This window comes from Pseudomonas sp. PS01299, from assembly GCF_029960145.1.
GTDB lineage: Bacteria > Pseudomonadota > Gammaproteobacteria > Pseudomonadales > Pseudomonadaceae > Aquipseudomonas > Aquipseudomonas putida_A.
In genome coordinates this window covers 1-25,801 of sequence record NZ_JASCPO010000026.1, presented here as the reverse complement: position 1 = coordinate 25,801, position 25,801 = coordinate 1, and the positions used below count along the sequence as shown (strand labels likewise).

The window sequence follows — 25,801 nt, the reverse complement described above, 5'->3', positions numbered from 1 at the left end:
TGTCAGCAGCATAGGCCAACTGCGCGCGAGTATGCGGGGTGGCGACGAAATCGTCACCGCCGAGTTAGCCGCAAACGTGACGGCCGCCCCAAGGGGCGGCCGTTTTGTTCACGCATCAGCTGTTGTTGTGGTCGACCTTGATGGTCGGATCGCTGCCGGCAATCAGGTTGTGAATGTTGGCGCTCGACCAGTTGTTGCCTTCCAGTTTGATCGTCACGTCCGGCGTGGCGGCTGCCGCGTCGCCGGAGTTGAACTTGCCCGCCGAGCTGACTTGCAGCGACGACGTGCCATCAACCGTGGTGATCTTCAGAAAGTTGTCGATGGTGCTGCCGGTTTCACCCTGCAACAGATCGCGCAGGTCGATGCGGTCACCTTCGTTGGCGTTGAAGTCCTTGATCACGTCATTGCCGGTGTCGCCTGCTTTCCAGACGAAGGTGTCGGCACCGGAACCACCGATCAGGATGTCGTTGCCCTGGCCGCCGATCAGCGTGTCATTGCCGGTGCCGCCGAGCAGGATGTCATTGCCCTTGCCGCCGTCGAGCAGGTCGTTGCCGCCCGAGCCGAACAGGATGTCATTGCCTGCGCCACCCAGCAGCGTGTCGTTGCCGTCATGCGCACCGGACACATCGAACGCCTGATAGTGCTCGGTGATGTACTGGTGCACGTTGCTGGTGGTGACTTTGCTGACGTCCACACCGGTTTGCTGTGCGACGTACGCCTGCATCGCCTGATAACCCTCGCCGGCAATGCCGTTGAAGCTCACCAGGTCGCCGAACAGGATGTCGTTGCCGTCGCCACCGCTGACGGTGTCGTTGCCCGGCATCGTCGCTTCGGTGTGGCCGATGATCGAGTTGGCCAGATCCTTCGGATCGATGTTGGTCTGCGGCGAGTGATCCGAGTCATACGGTTTCAGGTCGTTGAGGCTGACACCGCTGTTGATACCGATCGCCTCGACGTTCGACAGACCGCTGAGCAGAGCGAAGCTGCTGTTGGAGTTGGAGGTTGTCGCCGAATCCGTACTGCTACCGCTACCGGCCAGGCTCGACAACTCGTAAGTGCCGTCACCCTGAGCGTGAACAGTGCCCAGGTTGGTGGTGCTCCAGCCATAACGGGCAGTGTAAGTCTGCAACTGGGCATAACCGCTGGCGGTGATGCTCAGGTAATGCGTGTTGTCGATGTACGTGCTGAAAGTGTCGCCCAGCTTGTAGTTGCTGGTTGTCACCACACTGTCGAACTTCACGCTGCCGTACAGCGTCGGGTTGGTCTGCTCGCCGCTCTGGTAATAGGTCGGCTGGCCGTCGGTGATGAAGTACGTGAGGTTCTTCGCCCCGGTGTTCGCCACAGCTTCCGCGCTCTGGAAGAAGTTGGCCGTGGTCTTGAACACGTCCTCGTAGTTGGTGCCGCCGCCGGACGCCATCGAGTCGAGCACGGCTTTGAGCTTGGTCAGCGCGTTCGGGTCGTTGAGGTTCACCGACACCGACTTGTTGACCTGGGTATCGAAGTCCGCCAGGAAGATGTTCACCGTGCCCGAGTTGCTGCCGCCCAAGCTCTGCTTGAGGGTGTTGAACACCGAGGTCAGCGAGTCCTTGGCCGCGTTGATCGACGAGGTGCTCATGCTACCCGAGCTGTCGACCATGAACGCGATGTTGTAGTTGGTGCCCGGCACCACGGTCAGACCACCGATGTCGGCGACCATGATGTCGTTGCCATCGGTACCGTTGAAGGTGTCGTCGCCAGAGGTACCAACCACCGCGTTGTAAACCGCCGGCACCACGGTGACCGGAATCGTCGCGGTGCTGCTGGCCGAACCGCCGACCATTTCAGTGGAGGTCGAGGTCACGGTCAGGTTGAACTGGCCGTTGTAGTAGGTCGGCGGGGTTACGGTCAGGCTGCCCAGGTTCCAGCCGGTGACGTTGGCTTCGCCGTTGCTTGCGGTGACTGTGAAGGTGTGACCGTTGCCGTCGGAGAGAACCGAGCCGACCGGCGCGCCACTGATCTTCACGCTCAGGGTTTCCGAGCCGTCGGTGTCGGTCAGCGCGGTGTTGATCGCCGACAGTTTCACCGTGGTGCCTTCGGCGCCAGTGTTGAGCTTGTAGCCGTCGTAATAGCCTTCGCCGTTGGTGCCGTGCAGGTCGGAGACGGTCACACCGGAATTCACCAGATCCTGCACCCCGGTGTAGATCGGCACGCCGGCGCTGCTAAGGTCGATTGGCGTGCTGCCGTTGACCGACAGGTTCACGTCATAGCTGCCCGGGCCGCTCTGGTTGTGGTGGTAGATGTCCAGGGTGTAGTAGCCGCTGGTGGTCGGGGTGAACGAGCCGCTGATCGCCCCGCCCGCGCCCCAGGTACCCGACGCCACGCTCTTGCCGCCAATGGTGATCAGCAGGCTGTCGTCAGCCACACCGCTGAAGCTGTAGGTCTTGCCGGCTTCCAGATAGATCAGGCCCGAGGTCTTCGACGCGGTGCCGGCGGTCACACTGCCGTCCGACTGCACGTTGGTCACGTTGGTGCTGGAGTTCGGGGTGCCGGCGCCGTCGATCACGTTTTTCAGGGTGGTCGAGTTCGCGCCGCTGCCGTCGGTGCCCAGGCCCGGCAGGCCGGTCCAGACTTCCTTGACCAGTCCGGTGGACTTCACGCTGTTGTCGGCCACGCTCACGGTCGGCGCATCCGCCACCGGCGTGATGTCGATCTTCACGGTGCCGGTGTTGCCCAGCAACTGGCCGTCGGTTGGCTGGAACTTGATCTGTGCGTAGTCGGCCTGGTTGTTGCCCATACCGGTGCCGCCGTAACCGTTGACCCCCGACTCGTTGGCATCCGGCATGAAGCGCAGTTTGCCGGCGTCGATGTCAGCCTTGCTGAAGGTCTGGTTGTTGGCGACGTCTTTCCAGGTCGAGCCGTCCAGATACTGCAGTTTGCCTTCGCCCGGCAGCTGGGTGATTTTGATGCCCAGGCTGCTGGCCGGACTGTCGACGTCAGTCACCCCGAAGGTCGACCAGCCGAGGATCAGCGGCGTGTCTTCGGTGCCGGTGACGTTGACTGGCGCGGCGACTGGCGCATCGTTGACCGCCACCACGTTGACCGTGGTGGTCGCGGTGTTGGAGTAGTTGCCGCCATCGGTCACGGTCACGGTGATGATCCGCGGCACGGTGCTCGGGTCTTCACTGCTGTTGGTGAAGGTGATGTTTTTGATGGCCTGCATGTAGTCGGCGAGCGTCGCGTTACCCGACAGGGTCAGGGTCACGGTGCCGTTGGTGCTGTTGGCATTGATGGTGATGCCGTTGACGCTGTTGCCGAGGTTCAGCGCGTCGCCGTCCTGACGGTTGGTCAGCACGATGGTCGCACCGGTCAGCATGGTGCTGTCCGGGTCGGTGATCGTCAGGTCAGTGTCGGCAATCGACACGCCGGCGCCCGGGGTGTTTTCGGTGAAGGTCACCTTGTAGTCGGCACCGGTGGCGCCGCTGGAGTTGTTGGCATCCAGGTCGATGACCGGTGGCGCATCGTTGTCGATGATCGAGGTGCTGACGCTGCCGTTGGTGCTGCTGACGGCCAGGTTCTCGAAGTTGCCGCCGGTGGCCGAGTCGATCTTGACCACGAAGTTCTCGGTGCCTTCGGTGATCTTGTCATCGATGGTCGCGACGTTGAACTGCGCGCTGCTGGCGCCCGCCGGGATCTTCACGGTGTACACGCCAGTGAAGTCCGAACCGTCGGCAGCGGTGCCGCTGTAGACGATCTTCAGGGTCACTTCGGTCTGCGCCGGGTGGGTCAGGCTGACGGTGTAGCTGGCGGTCTGGCCTTCGGTCACCGAGGTGCTGCCGGTGATGCTGACGGTGGTGGTGTCGATGGTATCGGCGACGTTGGTCACGGCCGGTGTCGTGCTCGGTACCAGGTTCTCGAAGTTGCCACCGCTGGCGTTGGTGATGGTCGCCTGCACGCTGCCGGCGTCTTTGTAGACGTCGTCAGCCGGAGCCGGAACGGTCACGGTGCCAGTGGTTTTGCCGGCGTCGATGGTGATCACCGAGCCGTTGCTCAGGGTCACGGTTACCGGGGAACCGGCAGCGTTGCTCAGGGTGGCGGTGTAGGTGATCTGGCCGCCCTCGTTCACCGCCGGGGTCGCGCTCAGCGACAGGCTGGTGGTGTCGACGGTGTCGGTCACGGTGGTGCTGACCGGGGTTTTGTCGGCTACGAGGTTTTCGTAGTTGCCGCCGCTGACGTTGGTGATCGCATTGGTCAACGGTGCGTGGCCGGTCAACACGTCGTTCGGCGAAGTGGTGGTCACGGTGCCGGTGGTTTTGCCGATGTCGATGGTGATCGTCTGGCCGTTGGACAGGCTTACAGTCACTGGCGAACCGGTGACCGGAGCGTCGACAGTGGCGGTGTAGGTGACAGTGCCACCCTCGGCCACGGTGCCAGTGGCGGTGAGTTTCACGCCAGTGGTGTCGATGGTGTCGGTGACGCTGGTTACGGCTGGCGTGGTGCTTGGCACCAGGTTTTCGAAGCTGCCACCTGTCGCCGACTTGATGGTTGCCTGCACGGTGCCGGCGTCTTTGTAGACGTCGTCCGCTGGAGCCGGAACGGTCACGGTGCCGGTGGTTTTACCGGCGTCGATGGTGATCACGGCGCCGTTGCTCAACGTTACGGTCACTGGCGAACCCGCGGCGTTGGTCAGGGTTGCGGTGTAAACGATCGAGCCACCTTCGGCCACGGTGCCGGTCGCGGTCAGCGACAGGTTGGTGGTGTCGACGGTGTCGGTCACGGTGGTGCTGACCGGAGTCTTGTCGGCAACCAGATTCTCGTAGTTGCCGCCGCTCACGTTGGTGATTGCGTTGGTCAACGGCGCGTGACCGGTCAGCGCATCGTTCGGTGCGGTGGTGGTTACGGTGCCGGTGGTTTTTCCGATGTCGATGGTGATGGTCTGGCCGTTGGACAGAGTCACCACGACTGGCGAACCAGTGACTGGCGCACCGACGGTGGCGGTGTAGACGACGTTGCCGCCTTCAGCCGCTGTACCGGTGGCAGACAACTTCACGGTAGTGGTGTCGATGGTATCGGTGACGCTGGTCACGGCCGGTACGGTGCTTGGTACCAGGTTTTCGAAGTTGCCGCCGCTGGCATTGGTGATGGTTGCCTGCACGGTGCCGGCGTCTTTGTAGACGTCATCAGCCGGGGCAGGAACGGTCACGGTGCCAGTGGTTTTACCGGCGTCGATGGTGATCACTGCGCCGTTGCTCAGGGTCACGGTCACTGGCGAACCAGCGGCGTTGGTCAGGGTGGCGGTGTAAATGATCGAACCGCCCTCGGCGACCGTGTTGGTGGCGCTCAGGGTCAGGTTGGTAGTGTCGACAGTGTCGGTCACGGTGGTGCTGACCGGGGTTTTGTCGGCTACCAAATTTTCGTAGTTGCCGCCGGTCACGTTAGTGATCGAGTTGGTCAACGGCGCGTGACCGGTCAGCGCATCGTTCGGTGCGATGCTGGTCACGGTGCCGGTGGTTTTGCCGATGTCGATGGTGATGGTCTGACCGTTGGCCAGGGTCACGACGACAGGCGAGCCGGTAACTGGCGCACCAACGGTAGCGGTGTAGGTGACGGTGCCACCTTCGGCCACGGTGCCCGTGGCGGTGAGTTTCACGCCCGTGGTGTCGATGGTGTCGGTGACGCTGGTCACTGCTGGCGTGGTGCTTGGTACCAGGTTCTCGAAGCTGCCACCGGTCGCGGTTTTGATCGTTGCCTGAACAGTGCCGGCGTCTTTGTAGACGTCGTCGGCCGGGGCAGGGACGGTGACGGTACCGGTGGTTTTACCGGCGTCGATGGTGATGACTGCACCGTTGCTCAGCGTCACGGTCACTGGCGAACCCGCGGCGTTGGTCAGCGTTGCGGTGTAAACAATCGAGCCACCCTCGGCCACGGTGCCGGTCGCGCTCAGCGACAGGTTGGTGGTGTCAATGGTGTCGGTGACCGTGGTGCTGACCGGGGTCTTGTCGGCAACGAGGTTCTCGTAGTTGCCGCCGCTGACGTTGGTGATGGCGTTGGTCAGTGGCGCATGACCGGTCAAAACGTCGTTCGGCGCAGTGGTGGTCACGGTGCCGGTGGTTTTGCCGACTTCGATGGTGATGTTCTGGCCGTTGGCCAGAGTCACGGTCACTGGCGAACCGGTTACCGGTGCACCAACGGTCGCGGTGTAGGTGACGGTACCACCTTCCGCAGCAGACTCGGTCGCGGTCAGTTTGACCGTGGTGGTGTCGATGGTGTCGGTGACGCTGGTCACGGCTGGCGTGGTGCTTGGCACCAGATTTTCGAAGTTGCCACCGGTGGCGGATTTGATCGTGGCCTGCACGGTGCCGGCGTCTTTGTAAACGTCATCAGCCGGTGCCGGGACGGTCACGGTGCCGGTGGTTTTGCCGGCGTCGATGGTGATCACGGCGCCGTTGCTCAACGTCACGGTAACCGGCGAACCGGCAGCGTTGGTCAGCGTCGCGGTGTAAACGATCGAGCCGCCTTCGGCCACGGTACCGGTCGCGGACAGCGACAGGTTGGTGGTGTCGACGGTATCGGTGACCGTGGTATTGACCGGGGTCTTGTCGGCAACGAGGTTTTCGTAGTTGCCACCGCTGACGTTGGTGATCGCGTTGGTCAGCGGCGCGTGGCCGGTCAGCGCATCATTCGGTGCGGTGGTAGTTACGGTGCCGGTGGTTTTGCCGACTTCGATGGTGATGTTCTGACCATTAGCCAGTGTCACAACGACAGGCGAACCGGTCACAGGCGCACCGACAGTGGCGGTGTAGGTGACGGTGCCACCTTCGGCAGCAGAATCGGTCGCGGTCAGCTTGACCGTGGTGGTATCGATGGTGTCGGTGACTTGAGTCACAGCCGGCACGGTGCTCGGTACCAGGTTTTCGAAGTTGCCACCGGTAGCGGTGGAGATGGTCGCTTCGACTTTACCCGCGTCTTTATAGACGTCATCCGCCGGAGCCGGCACGGTCACGGTGCCAGTGGTTTTCCCGGCTTCGATGGTGATCACAGCGCCGTTCGACAGGGTCACGGTGACTGGCGAGCCAGCCGCGTTGGTCAAGGTCGCGGTGTAGATGATCGAACCACCCTCGGCGACCGAGTTGGTTGCGCTCAGCGACAGGTTGGTGGTGTCGACAGTGTCGGTAACGGTTGTGCTGACCGGCGTTTTGTCGGCGACCAGGTTTTCGTAGTTACCGCCGCTCACATTGGTGATCGCGTTGGTCAAAGGCGCATGACCGGTCAGCGCATCGTTCGGTGCGATGGTGGTTACGGTGCCGGTGGTTTTGCCGACTTCGATGGTGATGTTCTGGCCGTTGGCCAGAGTTACCACGACTGGCGAGCCAGTCACTGGCGCACCAACGGTCGCGGTGTAGGTGACGGTGCCACCTTCGGCAGCAGACTCGGTCGCGGTGAGTTTGACCGTGGTGGTATCAATGGTGTCGGTGACGTTGGTGACTGCAGGAGCAGTGCTCGGTACCAGGTTCTCGAAGTTGCCACCGGTAGCAGTCGAAATGGTCGCTTCGACTTTGCCAGCGTCCTTGTACACGTCATCGGCTGGGGCCGGAACGGTAACGGTGCCAGTGGTTTTGCCTGCTTCGATGGTGATCACGGCGCCGTTGCTCAACGTCACGGTAACTGGCGAGCCAGCGGCGTTGGTCAGGGTCGCGGTGTAAACGATCGAGCCACCTTCGGCCACGGTACCGGTTGCGGACAGCGACAGGTTGGTGGTGTCGACGGTGTCGGTGACGTTAGTGCTGACCGGGGTTTTGTCAGCCACAAGGTTTTCGTAATTGCCGCCAGTCACACCTGTGATCGAGTTGGTCAGAGGCGCATGACCGGTCAGCGCGTCGTTAGGCGCGGTGCTGGTGACGGTGCCAGTGGTCTTGCCGACTTCGATGGTGATGTTCTGACCGTTGGCCAGGGTCACCACGACCGGCGAACCGGTGACTGGTGCGCCAACAGTGGCGGTATAGGTGACGGTGCCGCCTTCGGCTACCGAGGTATCGGCAGTCAGTTTGACGGTCGAGGTGTCGATCGTGTCGGTGACTTCGGTGACAGCCGGCACGGTACTTGGCACCAGGTTTTCGAAGTTGCCACCGGTGGCGGTGGAAATGGTTGCTTCGACTTTACCGGCATCTTTGTAAACGTCGTCCGCCGGAGCTGGAACAGTCACGGTGCCGGTGGTTTTGCCGGCCTCGATGGTGATGACAGCGCCGTTGCTCAGCGTCACGGTAACTGGCGAGCCCGCGGCGTTGGTCAGGGTTGCTGTGTAAACGATCGAGCCGCCTTCAGCGACGGTGCCAGTGGCACTGAGCGACAGGTTGGTGGTGTCGATGGTATCGGTGACATTGGTCGAAACCGGCGTTTTATCCGCCACGAGGTTTTCGTAGTTACCGCCGCTCACGTCGGTGATGGCGTTGGTCAGTGGCGCATGACCGGTCAACGCATCGTTCGGCGCGGTGGTGGTCACGGTGCCTGTGGTCTTGCCGACTTCGATGGTGATGTTCTGACCATTGGCCAAGGTCACGACTACAGGCGAGCCGGTTACCGGAGCACCGACGGTGGCGGTGTAGGTGACGGTTCCACCTTCAGCAGCGGACTCGGTCGCGGTCAGTTTGACCGTGGTGGTGTCGATGGTGTCGGTAACGTTGGTGACGGCCGGAACGGTGCTTGGCACCAGGTTCTCGAAGTTGCCACCGGTAGCGCTGGAAATGGTCGCTTCGACTTTACCGGCGTCCTTGTACACGTCATCGGCTGGCGCCGGAACGGTCACGGTGCCAGAGGTTTTACCGGCCTCGATGGTGATCACCGCGCCGTTGGACAGGGTCACGGTGACTGGCGAACCAGCGGCGTTGGTCAGGGTTGCGGTGTAGACGATCGAGCCACCCTCGGCCACGGTGCCGGTCGCACTGAGCGACAGATTGGTGGTGTCGACGGTGTCGGTGACATTGGTCGAAACCGGCGTTTTATCCGCCACGAGGTTCTCGTAGTTACCGCCGCTCACGTCGGTGATGGCGTTGGTCAGCGGCGCGTGGCCGGTCAACGCATCGTTCGGCGCAGTGGTAGTCACGGTGCCAGTGGTTTTACCCACTTCGATGGTGATGTTCTGACCGTTGGCCAAGGTCACCACGACCGGCGAGCCAGTCACTGGCGCACCAACAGTCGCGGTGTAGGTGACGGTGCCACCTTCCGCAGCCGATTCGGTCGCGGTCAGTTTGACCGTGGTGGTATCGATGGTGTCGGTCACGTTGGTGACGGCCGGAACGGTGCTAGGCACCAGGTTCTCGAAGTTGCCACCGGTAGCGGTGGAAATGGTTGCTTCGACTTTACCCGCGTCTTTGTACACGTCGTCAGCCGGAGCTGGAACGGTCACGGTGCCCGACGTTTTACCGGCTTCGATGGTGATCACCGCGCCGTTGGACAGGGTCACGGTCACCGGCGTCCCGGCCGGATTGGTCAGGGTCGCGGTGTAAACAATCGAACCACCTTCCGCCACCGAGTCGCTGGCGGTCAGGTTCAGGTTGGTGGTGTCGACAGTGTCCGACACTGAGGTGTTCGCCGGTGTCTTGTCGGCCACCAGGTTTTCATAGTTGCCGCCGGCAACCTTGTCGATGGCCACACTCAGCGAGCTGCCGCCCGCCAATGGGCTGTTCGGCGCGACGAAGTTCACGCTGCCGGTGGTCTCACCGACGGCGATGGTGATGGTCTGGCCGTTGGACAGGGTGACCACAACAGGCGAGCCTGTTACTGGTGCAGTCACGCTTGCGGTGTAAACCACGGTTTCGCCTTCGGCGACGTTGGCGGTGGCGGTCAGCGACACGGTGGAGGTGTCGATGGTGTCGTTGACGGTGGTCACCGCCGGGGTGTTGCTGGTCACCAGGTTTTCGAAGTCGCCACCGGTCGCGCCCTTGATGGTCGCCTCAACGGTGCCGGCGTCCTTGTAGACGTCATCCTTCGGCGCATCGACGGTCACGGTGCCGGAAGTTTTGCCGGCGTCGATGGTGATCACCGCGCCATTGCTCAAGGTTACGGTCACCGGGGTGCCGGCGGCGTTGCTCAGGGTGGCGGTGTAGGTGATCTGCCCGCCTTCGTTCACCGCCGGCGTCGCGCTCAGCGACAGGTTGGTGGTGTCGACGGTGTCGGTCACGGTGGTGCTGACTGGCGTCTTGTCGGCGACGAGGTTTTCGTAGTTGCCGCCGCTGACATTGGTGATCGAGTTGTTCAGCGGCTCGTGACCGTTCAACGCATCGTTCGGTGCGGTGGTCGTCACGGTGCCGGTGGTCTTGCCGATGTCGATGGTGATGGTCTGACCGTTGGCCAGGGTCACAACAACAGGCGCGCCAGTCACTGGAGCGCCGACAGTAGCGGTGTAAGTGACAGTGCCGCCTTCAGCCACCGAAGTATCGGCGCTCAGCTTCACGGTCGAGGTATCGATGGTGTCGGTGACTTCGGTAACGGCTGGAACGGTGCTTGGCACCAGGTTCTCGAAGTTGCCGCCCGCAGCATCCTTGATCGTGACTTCGACCTTGCCGGCGTCTTTGTAGACGTCATCGGCAGGTGCTGGAACGGTCACGGTGCCGGTGGTTTTGCCCGCGTCGATGGTGATCACGGCGCCGTTGGACAAAGTCACGGTTACCGGCGTACCGGCCGGGTTGGTCAAGGTTGCGGTGTAGACGATCGAACCGCCTTCAGCGACGGTGCCGGTCGCGGCCAGCGACAGGTTGGTGGTGTCGACGGTATCGGTCACGGTGGTGCTGACCGGGGTTTTGTCGGCAACCAGATTCTCGTAATTGCCGCCGCTCACGTCGGTGATGGCGTTAGTCAGCGGCGCATGACCGTTCAACGCATCGTTCGGTGCGGTGGTGGTCACGGTGCCGGTGGTCTTGCCGACTTCGATGGTGATGTTCTGACCGTTGGCCAGGGTCACTACCACAGGCGAGCCGGTTACCGGAGCACCGACAGTGGCGGTGTAGGTGACGGTGCCACCTTCAGCAGCGGACTCGGTTGCGGTCAGTTTCACCGACGTGGTGTCGATGGTGTCAGTGACTTCAGTCACTGCCGGAACGGTGCTCGGAACGAGGTTCTCGAAGTTGCCGCCGGTTGCACCGTTGATGGTGACTTCGACTTTGCCGGCATCTTTGTAGACGTCATCGGCAGGCGCTGGAACGGTCACGGTGCCGGTGGTCTTGCCCGCTTCGATGGTAATCACCGAACCGTTGGACAGGGTCACGGTGACTGGCGAGCCGGCAGCGTTGGTCAGGGTCGCGGTGTAGGTGATCGAACCACCCTCGGCGACCGAGTTGGTGGCGCTGAGCGACAGATTCGTCGTGTCCACGGTGTCAGTGACTGTGGTGCTGACCGGGGTTTTGTCAGCGACCAGATTTTCATAGTTGCCGCCGGTGACGCCGGTAATCGAGTTGGTCAGCGGTTCGTGACCGTTCAGCGCATCGTTTGGCGCAGTGGTGGTCACGGTGCCGGTGGTTTTGCCGACTTCGATGGTGATGGTCTGGCCGTTTGCCAACGTGACGGTCACTGGCGAACCGGTTACCGGGGCCCCGACAGTCGCGGTGTAGGTGACAGTGCCGCCTTCAGCGACCGAAGTGTCGGCGGTCAGTTTGACGGTCGAAGTATCGATGGTGTCAGTGACTTCGGTGACAGCCGGAACCGTGCTCGGCACCAGGTTCTCGAAATTGCCGCCTGCGGCGTCTTTGATCGTAACTTCAACCTTGCCAGCGTCCTTGTAGACGTCATCGGCTGGCGCTGGAACGGTCACGGTGCCGGTAGTTTTACCCGCTTCAATGGTGATCACCGAGCCGTTCGACAGGGTCACGGTCACCGGCGTACCGGCCGGATTGGTCAGGGTCGCGGTGTAAACGATCGAACCACCTTCGGCAACGGAGCCAGTGGCGCTCAACGTCAGGTCGGTGGTGTCGACGGTGTCGGTAACGGTGGTCGAAACCGGGGTTTTGTCAGCGACCAGATTTTCGTAGTTGCCACCGGTGACGCCGGTAATCGAGTTGGTCAGCGGTTCGTGACCGTTCAGCGCATCGTTTGGCGCGGTGGTGGTGACGGTGCCGGTGGTTTTACCCACTTCGATGGTGATGGTCTGGCCGTTCGCCAGGGTCACGGTCACTGGCGAGCCGGTGACAGGTGCGCCGACGGTGGCGGTGTAAGTGACAGTGCCGCCTTCAGCCACCGAAGTATCGGCGCTGAGCTTAACGGTCGAGGTGTCGATGGTGTCGGTGACGTCAGTCACTGCCGGAATGGTGCTTGGCACCAGGTTCTCGAAGTTGCCGCCGGACGCATCCTTGATCGTGACTTCGACTTTGCCGGCGTCCTTGTAGACGTCATCGGCTGGAGCTGGAACGGTCACGGTGCCGGTGGTTTTACCCGCTTCGATGGTGATCACCGAGCCGTTGGACAAGGTCACGGTCACCGGAGTACCGGCCGGATTGGTCAGGGTCGCGGTGTAGACGATCGAACCGCCTTCCGCCACGGTGCCGGTGGCGCTCAGGGTCAAGTTGGTGGTGTCGACGGTGTCGGTGACGTTGGTCGAAACCGGGGTTTTGTCAGCGACCAGGTTTTCGTAGTTGCCACCGCTCACTTCAGTGATCGCGTTGGTCAGTGGCTCGTGACCGGTCAACGCATCGTTCGGTGCGGTGGTGGTCACGGTGCCAGTGGTTTTGCCCACTTCGATGGTGATGGTCTGACCGTTGGCCAGGGTCACAACAACCGGCGAGCCAGTCACCGGCGCACCGACAGTGGCGGTGTAAGTGACGGTGCCACCTTCAGCCACCGAAGTATCGGCGGTCAGTTTGACGGTCGAGGTGTCGATGGTGTCAGTCACTTCAGTGACCGCAGGGACAGTGCTCGGCACCAGGTTCTCGAAGTTGCCGCCGGTTGTTCCGGTAATGCTGACTTCCACTTTGCCGGCGTCTTTGTAGACGTCATCGGCAGGTGCTGGAACCGTTACGGTGCCAATGGTTTTGCCGGCCTCGATGGTGATGACCGAGCCATTGCTCAAGGTCACGGTGACCGGAGTACCGGCCGGATTGCTCAGGGTTGCGGTGTAGACAATCGAACCGCCTTCCGCCACGGTGCCGGTCGCAGTCAGCGACAGGTTGGTGGTGTCGACGGTGTCGGTGACGTTGGTCGAAACCGGGGTTTTATCCGCTACGAGATTCTCGTAGTTGCCGCCGCTCACGTCAGTGATCGCGTTGGTCAGTGGCTCATGACCGTTCAACGCATCGTTCGGCGCAGTAGTGGTGACGGTGCCGGTGGTTTTACCCACTTCGATGGTGATGGTCTGGCCGTTTGCCAACGTGACGGTCACTGGCGAACCGGTTACCGGGGCCCCGACAGTCGCGGTGTAGGTGACGGTGCCGCCCTCGACCACCGAGGTATCAGCGGTCAGTTTGACGGTCGAAGTATCGATGGTGTCAGTGACTTCGGTGACAGCTGGAACGGTGCTCGGAACAAGGTTCTCGAAATTGCCACCGCTGGTTCCGGTAATGCTGACTTCAACCTTGCCGGCATCTTTGTAAACGTCATCGGCAGGCGCCGGAACGGTCACGGTACCGGTGGTCTTACCGGCCTCGATGGTGATGACGGAGCCATTGCTCAGGGTCACGGTCACCGGGGTGCCGGCCGGGTTGGTCAGGGTCGCGGTGTAGACAATCGAACCGCCTTCAGCGACGGAGCCAGTGGCGCTCAACGTCAGGTTGGTGGTGTCGACGGTGTCGGTCACGGTGGTGCTGACCGGCGTCTTGTCGGCGACCAGATTTTCGTAGTTGCCACCGCTCACGCCAGTGATCGAGTTGCTCAGCGGCGCCTGGCCGTTGAGCACGTCGTTCGGTGCGGTGGTGGTCACGGTGCCAGTGGTTTTACCCACTTCGATGGTGATGGACTGACCGTTGGCCAGAGTCACGACAACCGGCGAGCCAGTCACAGGCGCACCAACGGTCGCAGTGTAAGTAACGGTGCCACCCTCGGCGACCGAGGTGTCAGCGGACAGTTTGACCGTCGAAGTGTCGATGGTATCGGTCACTTCGGTGACCGCAGGGACAGTGCTTGGCACCAGATTTTCGAAGTTGCCGCCGGTTGCACCGTTGATGGTGACTTCGACTTTGCCGGCATCTTTGTAGACGTCATCCGCAGGCGCCGGAACCGTCACGGTGCCGGTGGTTTTACCGGCTTCGATGGTGATCACGGCGCCGTTGCTCAGGGTCACGGTGACCGGCGAGCCGGCAGCATTGGTCAACGTCGCGGTGTAAACGATCGAACCGCCCTCAGCCACGGTACCAGTCGCGCTCAGGGTCAGGTTGGTGGTGTCGACGGTGTCGGTAACGGTGGTCGAAACCGGGGTTTTGTCGGCGACGAGGTTCTCGTAGTTACCGCCACTGACATTGGTGATGGCGTTGGTCAGCGGTGGGTTGCCGGTCAGCGCGTCGTTCGGCGCGGTGGTGGTCACGGTGCCGGTGGTTTTGCCCACTTCGATGGTGATGGTCTGACCGTTGGTCAGGGTCACGGTCACTGGCGAACCGGTCACAGGTGCACCGACGGTGGCGGTGTAAGTGACGATGCCGCCCTCAGCGACTGAGGTATCGGCAGTCAGTTTGACGGTCGAGGTATCGATGGTATCGGTGACTTCGGTGACCGCCGGAACGGTGCTCGGCACCAGGTTCTCGAAATTGCCACCGGTAGTGCCGGTGATGCTGACTTCGACTTTGCCGGCATCTTTGTAGACGTCATCCGCAGGCGCCGGAACGGTCACGGTACCGGTGGTTTTGCCAGCTTCGATGGTAATGACGGAGCCGTTGCTCAACGTCACGGTCACCGGGGTGCCGGCCGGGTTGGTCAGGGTGGCGGTATAAACGATCGAGCCGCCTTCAGCGACGGTGCCGGTGGCACTCAGCGACAGGTTGGTGGTGTCGATGGAGTCGGTGACGGTGGTGGTCGCCGGGGTGGTGTTTGGCACCAGATTCTCGAAGTTGCCGCCGGTTGCGCCGGTAATCGTGGTGCTGACGGTGCCGCCGTTGTTGTAGACGTCGTTCGGCGCGGTCGGCACGTTGACGGTGCCAGTGGTCTGGCCGGCTTCGATGGTGATGGTCGAACCGTTGGACAGGGTGACGGTGACCGGGGTCTGTGCCGGATTGGTCAGGGTCGCGGTGTAGGTGATCTGGCCACCTTCGACCACGGTACCGGTGGCGGTGAGGGTCAGGCCGGTGGTGTCGCGCGAATCGACGATGTTCGTTACGACTGGCGTCGTGTTTGGTACCAGATTCTCGAAGTTGCCACCAGTGGCACTGGTAATCGTGGTGCTGACGGTGCTGCCGTTGTTATAGACGTCATTCGGCGCGGTTGGCACGTTGACGGTGCCGGTGGTCTGGCCGGCTTCGATGGTGATGGTCGAACCGTTGGACAGGGTTACGGTGACCGGCGTCTGTGCCGGGTTGGTCAGGGTCGCGGTGTAGGTGATCTGACCGCCTTCGGTGACGCTGTTGCCAGCAGTCAGGGTGACGGTGGTGGTGTCGATGGTGTCGGTGACCTGAGTCGTCGCCGGGGTGGTCGGCGGGGTCACGGTAATGCCGTTGCCGCCGGTGGTGCCGGTGACGGTCACGTTGATCTGGGTCGGGTCGTTATAAACGGTGTCGTTCGGTGCCAGCGGCACGTTGACGGTGCCGGTGGTGGAGCCGGCCGGAATCACGATCACCGAGCCGTTGGACAGGGTGATGGTCAGGTCGGTCAACGGCGCCTGGGTCAGGGTCGCGGTGTACACCAGCACGCCGCCGGCTTCGGTGATGGTCGGCGTGGCGCTGAGGCTCAGGGTCGACTCACGCAGGGCGTTGGTGGTGGTGTCGGTGGTCTGGCCACCGGTGATGTTCTGTGCCGCTTGTGCGCCGGCGTTGATGCCCGCGGTCGGGAAGCCGATGGTCGGATCGACGCGGCCAGCCGTGGCATCGAGCATCACGAAGCTGTGGCCGCCGCCTGCCGCGCCGCCAGTTCCTGCGGCGGTAGCGCCGGCAGCGGTGGCTTCAAGGGCGGTGGTCGGGTCGGCACCGGCGGCGATGGCCTGCTGCAGCTCGGCTACGGACGGTGCGGCCTGCGCGGTGGCCTCGGCCAGGTCAGTGCTGGAGTCGGGCGCGTTGGCGCTCCACTGGGTTTCACGGCCCAGGTCCAGGGTGCGGCCATCCGCCAGTTCCAGCGACACGGCGCCGGAGAGGCCGGTATCGATCTGGTCGCCGACGAACAGGCGATCGCCTTCAACGAGCACGCGGCGTACACCCTCGGGGGAGACCACGAATACCTGACCGACAATGCTTTTGACGATGGCAACAACACTGCTCATTGAAGACTCTCCGGGTGTCACGTTCAGTTGACTTCCATAGCCTGATGGCTTCGGCGCCGATTCAGTCTGGACGTACTTTAAAAATTTGCGAATCAAGATTGACGCTGTTCTTCGTCAATAATTTGGCTAGATTCTTTCGCTATTAACTTTATGCCAAACTATTGACCTTCTGGGTGCCATCCTAAACAATCGCCCCACTAATGTCACATTGATATTTCCGCGGCGACCTGTCCCTCAGCGTGTGATCCAGTTCCTATTTTGAACTTTCCGACATACGGTCATTCCGGTTGCCAATCATCCGACGCAGCAGCACGTTTTGCTGTGATTCAAGACAAGAAGTCCTGGGAAATCTTTACCATGCGTTTGCACTTGTTCAAGGCTCTACCGTTCGCCCTCGCCGCCTCTTTCGTCCAAGCACAATCCTTACCAGAAGCCATGCAACAGGCACTGGATGTCCATCCGGAAATCCAGGCGGGGGTCAACAGTCGTTTGGCCGCGGATTATCAGTTAAAGGCAGCCAAAGGTGGATACCTGCCCAAGGTAGATCTGCTGGGCGGTTATGGCCGTGAGGGCACTGACAGCGTGACCACGCGCGCCAACGGTGGCGGCAACCACTGGGAAACTTTGAACCGCAGCGAGTCAAGTTTACGTCTCTCGCAAATGGTTTTTGACGGTTTTGCCACGTCCAGCGAAGTCGGGCGTCAACAAGCCACCGTCAACTCCCGCGCCTACTCGCTGCTCGGCACTTCCGAGCGCACCGCGCTGACCGTCGCCCAGGTGTACCTGGACGTGCTGACCCGCCGCGAATTCGTGCGTCTGGCCGAAGAAAACCTCAAAAGCCACCAGCGCATCTATGATCAGATCCAGCTACGCACCCAGCGCGGCGTTGGTAGCGGCGCTGACCTTGATCAGGCTGAAGCGCGGATGGCTCAGGCCCGCAACAACCTGATCACCGAACAGACCAACCTCGCCGACTCCGAGACCAACTTCCTCAGTGCCGTCGGCCAGATGCCTGACCAGTTGGAGCGCCCGGCGCCGTTCATGGCGATGATGCCGGCCAACCTCAATGAAGCCCGTACGCAGATGCTGGAAAACAGCCCGATCCTGCGCTCGGCCGAGTCCGATATCGCCGCTGCCGAGAAGCAGTACGAAACCGCCAAGTCGACGTTCTACCCACGTTTCGACGCCGAGCTGGGACGCACCGCCGACAACGATCTCGATGGTCAGAACGGCCACAACAACGAGTGGCAGGCGATGCTGCGCATGCGCTTCAACCTGTATTCGGGCGGCAGCAACAAGGCCGATCTGGAATCCAAGTCGTACCTGTCGAACCAGGCGCTGGACATCCGCAACAACGCCCTGCGTCAGTTGAACGAAGAACTGGGCCTGGCCTGGAACGCCCTGAACAACGCCAATGCGCAGGTGCCGATCGCGCAGCAGTACGTTGATCACAGCACCGCCGTGCGTACCGCCTACCAGCGTCAGTTCAGCCTCGGCGAGCGCACCCTGCTCGATTTGCTCGACAGCGAAAACGAGTTGTTCACCGCTTCGCGCCGTCTGGCCGAGATCAAGAACATTCAGTTATTTACTCAGTATCGAATCAAGGCGACCATGGGCGAGTTGCTCAAGAGCCAGGGAGTGGTCGCACCATTGGCATCCGTCGTGCAGAACGATGTGAAGCCGAAGGTCCAACTGCCGGGTATGAATTGAGCAGAACCTTCATTGTTCAATTGTTAGCCAAGAGTGCCGAGCGTGGAATCAGAAGTCAGTCGAGTTCAACTCATTCATGATCCGCGCGCGATGCACGACGATCCGTTACTGGATGGCTTGCTCGCTCTATGCATGTTGCACCAGAAGCCGGCCAGTGCCGCGATGCTCACCACTGGCCTGCCGTTGCCCAAGCAGCGCCTGAGTGTCGAGTTGCTGCCCCGCGCAGCGGCTCGCGCCGGGCTGCAGGGTCGGGTGCTGCAACGCAAGCTGGAAGAGATTCCGGCGATTGCCATGCCGGCGCTGTTGCTGCTCAAGGATGGCCGCAGCGCCGTCCTGCTCGGCTGGCAAGGTGACAACGAAGCCCGGGTGCTGCTCAGCGAAAGCGACGGCGGCGAATCGGTGGTCAGCCGCGAACTGCTGGCTGACGACTACACCGGCAAAGTGTTCTTCGCCCAGCCGCAGCACAAATTCGACGTCAACCACGGCACGCTGATCCCGCGTGCGCGCTCGTGGTTCCGCGACACCCTCAAGCGCTCGCGCTGGCTGTATGCCGATGCGATCGCCGCCAGTTTCCTGATCAACATCATCGCCATGGCCGCACCGCTGTTCGTGATGAACGTCTACGACCGCGTGGTGCCGAACCAGGCCGAAGCGACCCTGTGGGTGCTGGCGCTGGGCATCACCGGTGCCTACATCTTCGACCTGATTCTCAAAAGCCTGCGCAGCCTGTGCCTGGATCTGGCCGGCAAGAAAACCGACCTGATCATCTCCGCAACGCTGTTCGAGCGTATCGTCGGCATGGCCATGAAGTACCGCCCGGCGCGGGTCGGCAGCTTCGCGCAGAACATCCATGAGTTTCAGAGCCTGCGCGACTTCCTCGCCTCGCTGACCCTGACCAGTCTGATCGACCTGCCGTTCACCATCCTGATCTTCATCGTCATCGCGATTCTCGGCGGGCATCTGGTGTGGATTCCGGTGCTGGCGTTCCCGATTGCGCTGTTGATCGGCTATGCGTTGCAAAAGCCGCTGGTAGCGACCATGGAACGCACCATGGCCCTCGGCGCCGAGCGTCAGTCGAGCCTGATCGAAACCCTCGCCGGCCTCGATGCGGTCAAGGTCAACAACGCCGAAAGCGAACGCCAATACCAGTGGGAACAGACCATCGGCACCCTCAGCCGCCTCGAGCTGCGAGTGAAAATGCTCTCCGGTCTGGCGATGAACATCACCCTGCTGATCCAGCAACTGGCCGGGGTGATCATGATCGTCTTCGGCGTGTACCAGATCATCGCCGGCAACCTGAGCATGGGCGGTCTGATTGCCTGCTACATGCTCAGCGGCCGCGCGCTCAGCCCGCTGGCGTCGCTGTCCGGTCTGTTGACCCGCTACCAGCAGGCACGGGTAACCATGACTTCCGTCGACCAGATGATGGAGCTGCCGCAGGAGCGCAATTTCGAAGAGCGTCCGCTGAGCCGCAAGGTGTTGCAGGGCGCGATCGAGTGCCGTCAGTTGAACTTCACCTACCCGGAGCAACAGAACCCGGCGCTGAAGAACATCAACCTGGTGATTCGTCCCGGCGAGAAGATCGGCATCATCGGCCGCAGCGGCTCGGGCAAGAGTTCGTTGGCGAAACTGCTGGTGGGCCTGTACCAACCGGACGACGGCGCGTTGCTGGTGGACGGCGTCGACATCCGCCAGATCGACGTCAGCGAGCTGCGCTACAACATCGGCTACGTGCCGCAGGATATCCAGCTGCTGGCCGGTACCCTGCGTGACAACCTGGTCTCTGGCGCGCGCTATGTAGAAGACGAGCTGGTACTGCAAGCCGCCGAACTGGCCGGCGTGCACGAATTCGCCCGCCTGCATCCGCAGGGTTATGAGCTGCAAGTCGGCGAGCGCGGGCAGAACCTGTCCGGTGGCCAACGGCAGAACGTTGCTCTGGCGCGGGCGCTGCTGCTCAACCCGCCGATCCTGCTGCTCGACGAACCGACCAGCGCCATGGACAACACCGGCGAAGAACGCCTCAAGCAGCGTCTGGCCGCCGTCGTTGAAAACAAGACCGTGGTGCTGGTGACGCACCGGGCCTCGCTGCTGTCGCTGGTCGACCGCCTGCTGGTGGTCGACCGTGGACAGATTCTCGCCGATGGCCCGAAAGCCGCCGTGATGGAAGCGTTGAAGAAGGGGCAGATCAGTGTTGCTTAAGTCGGGTGTCAAAGAGTCGATCCGTCGCTACTTCAAGGGTTCTGCCTCGCTGCAGGGCCAGCCGCTGCCGGAGGTCAACAAGGCGCTGATCGAGGACGCCCCGCGCGTCGTGCGCCTGACCATCTGGGCAATCATCGGCTTCTTCCTGTTCCTGCTGTTGTGGGCCAACTTCGCGGTCATCGACGAAGTGACCAAGGGCGACGGCAAGGCGATTCCGTCGTCGAAGATCCAGAAAATCCAGAACCTTGAGGGCGGGATCGTCTCGGAAATGTTCGTCAAGGAAGGTCAGATCGTCGAGGCCGGCGCACCGCTGATTCGCCTGGACGACACGCGGTTTGCTTCCAACGTCGGCGAAACCGAAGCTGATCGACTGTCGATGCTGTTGCGCGTCGAGCGTCTGAGCGCCGAGGTCGATGACCGTCCACTGAATTTCCCGGAAGACGTGCTCAAAGCCGTGCCGGGCCAGGCGAAAAGCGAAGAATCGTTGTACATCAGTCGTCGTCAGCAACTGCACGACGAGATCGGCGGTTTGCAGGAGCAGTTGATCCAGCGTCAGCAAGAGCTGCGCGAGTTCAGCTCCAAGCAGGCGCAGTATCGCCAGCAACTGGGATTGCAGCGCCAGGAAATCAACATGTCCGAGCCGCTGGTGGCGCAGGGCGCCGTATCGCCGGTGGAAGTGCTGCGGCTCAAGCGTGCCGAAGTCGAAACCCGTGGTCAGCTCGACGCAACCACGCTGGCGATCCCGCGCGCCGAATCGGCCATCAAGGAAGTCCAGCGCAAGATCGACGAGACTCGCGGCAAATTTCGCAGCGATGCGCTGACTCAGCTCAACGAAGCCCGCACCGACCTGAACAAGGCCCAGGCCACCGGCAAAGCGCTTGAAGACCGGGTCAGCCGGACGCTGGTCACCTCGCCGGTGCGCGGCATCGTCAACAAGTTGCTGGTCAACACCATCGGCGGTGTTATTCAGCCGGGCAGCGACATGGTGGAAATCGTGCCGCTGGATGACACCTTGCTGGTCGAAGCCAAGATCCGTCCGCAGGACATTGCGTTCCTGCATCCGGGGCAGGAAGCGATCGTCAAATTCACCGCGTACGACTACACCATTTATGGCGGGCTGAAAGCCAAACTGGAGCAGATCGGTGCCGACACCATCACCGACGAAGACAAGAAAACCACCTACTACATCATCAAGGTGCGCACCGAGCGCAGCCACCTGGGCACTGATGAAAAGCCGTTGCTGATCATCCCGGGGATGGTGGCGTCGGTGGATATCATCACCGGCAAGAAATCGGTGTTGAGCTATCTGCTCAAGCCGATCATCCGGGCGCGGGCCGAGGCGTTGCACGAGCGGTAGGTCTTCAGCGCGGCACATGGCCCCTTCGCGAGCAAGCCCGCTCCCACAGTGGATCCCGGTCGAACACAGAACTTGTGTCCACTGAAGATCAAATGTGGGAGCGGGCTTGCTCGCGAAGGGGCCAGCAAAATCACCACACCCCTGTCAGTAAGTGACACAAATCGTCACTCACCATCCAGTCCATTCCTCACCATCCGCCATATCGTTATTCATTAACGGTATTTAATTTCCAGTTCTTATAGCTTTAAAGTCATCCACCTGCGTACCTGCCGACCAATCGGCGCGCCGCACGACCTGAACCGACACGCAATCCAGCGTGAGTGTCTGATCGACGTGCGCGCCTGTGAGCGCGCCGTGCGTGGGAGATTGAAAGATGTCCGCAGCTACTGCCACCCCAAGCGCCGCGACTGCCGCGCCGCAAAGCTTTGAAATTCGTCCGTTCAGCGGTGCCGTCGGTACCGAGATCATCGGCCTGGACCTGACCCGGCCGGTCAACGATCAGGACTTCGCGCGCATTCATCGTGCGCACCTGGATCACCACGTCGTGGTGTTCCGCGACCAGCGCATCACCCCGCAACAGCAGATCGATTTCAGCCGCCGCTTCGGCGTGTTGCAGATTCACGTGCTCAAGCAGTTCCTGCTGGCCAATCACCCGGAAATCCTCATCGTTTCCAACATCGTCGAGAACGGCCAGAACATCGGCCTCGGCGATGCCGGCAAGTTCTGGCACTCCGACCTTTCCTATAAAGAGCTGCCGAGCCTTGGCTCGATGCTGCATGCCCAGGAATTACCGTCCGAGGGCGGCGACACCTTGTTTGCCGACATGCACAAAGCCTGGGACAGCCTGCCCGAAGCGCTGCGTAAAGCCGTAGAAGGGCGCTCCGCCGCACACTCCTACACCGCGCGTTACAGCGAGACCAAATTCGAGGGCAACTGGCGCCCGACCCTGACCCCGGAACAACTGGCGCAGGTCGCCGAAGTGGTACACCCGATCGTTCGCACTCACCCGGAAAACGGCCGCAAGGCGTTGTTCGTCAGCGAGGGCTTCACCACCCGCATCGTCGGTCTGCCGGAGGACGAGAGCAAACAACTGCTCGCCGAGCTCTACGCCCACAGCGTGTTGCCGCAGAACATCTACCGCCATCAGTGGCAGCCCCACGACATGGTGTTCTGGGACAACCGTTCGCTGATTCACCTTGCCGCCGGCTGCCCAGCGCACCTGCGCCGCAAGCTGTATCGCACGACCATTCAGGGCGACGCGCCTTTCTGATTTGCCGGAGATTCGATCATGTCCAAACGTCTTCCATTTGCACCGCTGGCGGCGGCCATTGGCCTCGGTTTTAGCCTGATCGCTGGCAGCCTGGTGGCGCCGACCGTGGCCCACGCCGAAGGTGAAATCCGCATCGCCGAACAGTTCGGGATTGTCTATTTATTGCTCAACGTGGTGCGCGATCAGGGCTTGATCGAGAAGTACGGCAAGCAGGAAGGCCTCGACATCAAGGTCGACTGGACGCAGCTCTCGGGCGGCGCCGCGGTCAACGATGCGCTGTTGTCAGGCTCCATCGACATCGCCGGTGCCGGCGTCGGCCCGCTGTTGACCATCTGGGATCGCACCCACGGCAAGCAGAACGTCAAGGCAGTCGCCTCGCTCGGCAACTTCCCGTACTACCTGGTGAGCAACAATCCCAAGGTCAAAACCATTGCCGATTTCACCGAGAAGGACCGCATTGCGGTGCCGGCGGTGGGCGTGTCGGTGCAGTCGCGCTTCCTCCAATACGCGGCGGCCAAACAGTGGGGTGACAAGGAATTCAATCGCCTCGACAAGTACACCATCGCCGTGCCGCACCCGGATGCGACCGCTGCGCTGATTGCCGGCGGCACCGAGCTGACCGGGCATTTTTCCAACCCACCGTTCCAGGATCAGGCGCTGCAGAACCCGAACGTGCACGTGGTGCTCAACTCCTACGACATCCTCGGCCCGAACTCGCCAACCGTGCTGTTCGCCACCGAGAAATTCCGCCACGACAACCCGAAAACCTACAAGGCCTTCGTCGAAGCGCTGACCGAAGCCGCGCAATTTGCGCAGAACGATAAGGGCGCGGCGGCGGACACCTACATCCGCGTGACCAAGGCCAGGATCGACCGCGCCGAGCTGCTGAAAATCATCGACAACCCGCAATTCGAATTCAGCGTCACGCCGAAAAATACCTATCCACTGGCCGAATTCCTCTACCGCGTCGGTGCGATCAAGAACAAACCGGAATCGTGGAAGGACTACTTCTTCCAGGACGCCAAACCGCTGCAAGGGAGCTGATCGAGATGAATGCCCCTTTGCAAGGCCACGCGGCCAGCAACCCGGTCGCCAGTACGCAAGCGCTGCTGGCGGTGGATAACGTCAGCCTCGAATACCGCACCCCGCAGCGGGTGGTGCGCGCCACGCATCAGGTCAGTTTCGAAATCGATCCGGCGGATCGCTTCGTGCTGCTTGGCCCGTCCGGCTGCGGCAAGTCGACTTTGCTCAAGGCGGCCGCCGGTTTCATTGCGCCGAGCGAAGGCGAGATTCGCCTGCAAGGTCAGCGGGTCGATGGACCCGGTCCGGACCGGATCGTGGTGTTCCAGGAATTCGATCAACTGCCGCCGTGGAAAACCGTCAAACAGAACGTGATGTTTCCGCTGCTGGCCTCGCGAACCTTGAACAAAAAAGACGCCGAAGAACGTGCACTGCACTACCTGGAAAAAGTCGGTCTGGCAGCATTCGCCGACGCCTATCCCCACACTTTGTCCGGCGGCATGAAGGCGCGGGTGGCGATTGCCCGGGCGTTGGCGATGCAGCCGAAAATCCTTCTGATGGACGAGCCATTCGCCGCACTGGATGCGCTGACCCGGCGCAAGATGCAGGAAGAATTGCTGCTGCTCTGGGAAGAAGTGCGCTTCACCTTGCTGTTCGTCACCCACTCGATCGAAGAGGCGCTGGTGGTCGGCAATCGCATCCTGCTGCTGTCGCCACATCCGGGGCGGGTGCGCGCTGAAGTGCACAGCCATCAATACGATCTGCAAAGCCTCGGCGGCGTGGCGTTTCAGGAATCGGCGCGGCGCATTCACCGTTTGCTGTTCGATGAGGGCCAGTCGCCGGAAACCGAGCGTGACCATGACTTCAACGACATTCGTATCGCTTATTGAGCGTTCTGGAGGATTGCCCGATGAGCCAGCCATCGTCTCTACGACAAGAGTTTGAAACCGTCCTTGAACCACTGACCAGCGTGCCGCTCGAGCGCGAACTGCCGCTGGGCCAACGCCTGTGGCAACAGGGCTGGTTGCGTAAGAGTGTGATCCTGATTCTGCTGGCGATCCTCTGGGAAGTGATCGCCCGGGTGCAGAACAACGACCTGCTGCTGCCGAGCTTTCTGCAGACCAGTCATGCGCTGTACGACGGCCTGCTCAGCGGTGAGTTGCTGGGCAAGGTGTGGATATCGCTGGTGGTGCTGATCAAGGGTTACCTGATCGGCATCGTGCTGGCGTTCGCCCTGACCACGCTGGCGGTGTCGACGCAGTTTGGTCGCGACCTGCTGAGCACCCTGACCTCAATGTTCAATCCGCTGCCAGCGATTGCCTTGCTGCCACTGGCGTTGCTCTGGTTCGGGCTGGGGCAGAACAGCCTGATTTTCGTGCTGGTGCATTCGGTGCTGTGGGCGCTGGCGTTGAACACCTACGCCGGCTTTCTCGGCGTTTCGGAAACCTTGCGCATGGCCGGGCGCAATTACGGGCTGAAGGGCATGCGTTTTGTGCTGTTCATCCTGATCCCGGCAGCGCTGCCGTCGATCCTCGCCGGGCTGAAAATCGGCTGGGCGTTTGCCTGGCGCACGCTGATCGCCGCCGAACTGGTGTTCGGCGCCACCAGCGGTAAGGGCGGGTTGGGCTGGTACATCTTCCAGAATCGCAACGAGCTGTACACCGACAAGGTGTTTGCCGGGTTGGCGGTGGTGATCCTGATCGGGTTGTTGGTGGAGAATCTGGTGTTCGATACGCTGGAGCGAGTGACGGTGAAGCGTTGGGGCATGCAGCGCTGAGATTTGTGTTGGCAGGACCGGCGCCTTCGCGAGCAAGCCCGCTCCCACATTTTGGAATGCGTTCCCCTGTGGGAGCGGGCTTGCTCGCGAAGGCGTCCTTTCAGCCGCCGTCAA

Annotated in this window: 8 protein-coding genes; 7 read left to right on the top strand and 1 reads right to left on the bottom strand. The window is 61.7% G+C overall.

Features of this window, described 5'->3' with window-relative positions; all coding sequences use genetic code 11:
- Positions 1 to 115: 115 nt before the first annotated feature.
- Positions 116 to 16,354 (bottom strand): LapA family giant adhesin, encoded by a 16,239-nt coding sequence (locus QMX91_RS07640; protein ID WP_282412503.1) that lies wholly within the window; start codon positions 16,352 to 16,354, stop codon positions 116 to 118.
- Positions 16,355 to 16,711: 357 nt separating this feature from the next.
- Between QMX91_RS07640 and QMX91_RS07635 the strand changes: the two genes are divergently transcribed.
- From QMX91_RS07635 to QMX91_RS07605, 7 genes are all read left to right on the top strand, one after another.
- Complete coding sequence (locus QMX91_RS07635; RefSeq protein ID WP_007961502.1) at positions 16,712 to 18,064, top strand: TolC family outer membrane protein; 1,353 nt, start codon at positions 16,712 to 16,714, stop codon at positions 18,062 to 18,064.
- Between the two features lie 42 nt (positions 18,065 to 18,106).
- Positions 18,107 to 20,263 (top strand): type I secretion system permease/ATPase, encoded by a 2,157-nt coding sequence (locus QMX91_RS07630; RefSeq protein WP_027611114.1) that lies wholly within the window; start codon positions 18,107 to 18,109, stop codon positions 20,261 to 20,263.
- Positions 20,253 to 21,620, top strand: coding sequence for an HlyD family type I secretion periplasmic adaptor subunit (locus QMX91_RS07625; RefSeq protein WP_096796933.1), 1,368 nt, complete (start codon positions 20,253 to 20,255; stop codon positions 21,618 to 21,620). The genes QMX91_RS07630 and QMX91_RS07625 overlap by 11 nt, the downstream gene beginning before the upstream one ends.
- A 373-nt stretch (positions 21,621 to 21,993) precedes the next feature.
- On the top strand, positions 21,994 to 22,890 hold the full coding sequence (locus QMX91_RS07620; RefSeq protein ID WP_282412502.1) for a TauD/TfdA family dioxygenase: 897 nt from the start codon (positions 21,994 to 21,996) through the stop codon (positions 22,888 to 22,890).
- A gap of 18 nt (positions 22,891 to 22,908) precedes the next feature.
- On the top strand, positions 22,909 to 23,934 hold the full coding sequence (locus QMX91_RS07615) for an ABC transporter substrate-binding protein (protein ID WP_282412501.1): 1,026 nt from the start codon (positions 22,909 to 22,911) through the stop codon (positions 23,932 to 23,934).
- 5 nt (positions 23,935 to 23,939) lie between these two features.
- Entirely contained in the window at positions 23,940 to 24,800 is an 861-nt protein-coding gene (locus tag QMX91_RS07610; protein ID WP_027611118.1) for an ABC transporter ATP-binding protein, read from the top strand.
- 20 nt (positions 24,801 to 24,820) lie between these two features.
- Complete coding sequence (locus QMX91_RS07605; RefSeq protein WP_210556926.1) at positions 24,821 to 25,687, top strand: ABC transporter permease; 867 nt, start codon at positions 24,821 to 24,823, stop codon at positions 25,685 to 25,687.
- Positions 25,688 to 25,801: the final 114 nt, after the last annotated feature.

Coding starts and splice junctions, on each gene's coding strand:
- QMX91_RS07610 (WP_027611118.1), top strand. CDS start 23,940: ATGAATGCCCCTTTGCAAGGCCACGCGGCCAGCAACCCGGTCGCCAGT.
- QMX91_RS07615 (WP_282412501.1), top strand. CDS start 22,909: ATGTCCAAACGTCTTCCATTTGCACCGCTGGCGGCGGCCATTGGCCTC.
- QMX91_RS07635 (WP_007961502.1), top strand. CDS start 16,712: ATGCGTTTGCACTTGTTCAAGGCTCTACCGTTCGCCCTCGCCGCCTCT.
- QMX91_RS07620 (WP_282412502.1), top strand. CDS start 21,994: ATGTCCGCAGCTACTGCCACCCCAAGCGCCGCGACTGCCGCGCCGCAA.
- QMX91_RS07605 (WP_210556926.1), top strand. CDS start 24,821: ATGAGCCAGCCATCGTCTCTACGACAAGAGTTTGAAACCGTCCTTGAA.
- QMX91_RS07640 (WP_282412503.1), bottom strand. CDS start 16,354: ATGAGCAGTGTTGTTGCCATCGTCAAAAGCATTGTCGGTCAGGTATTC.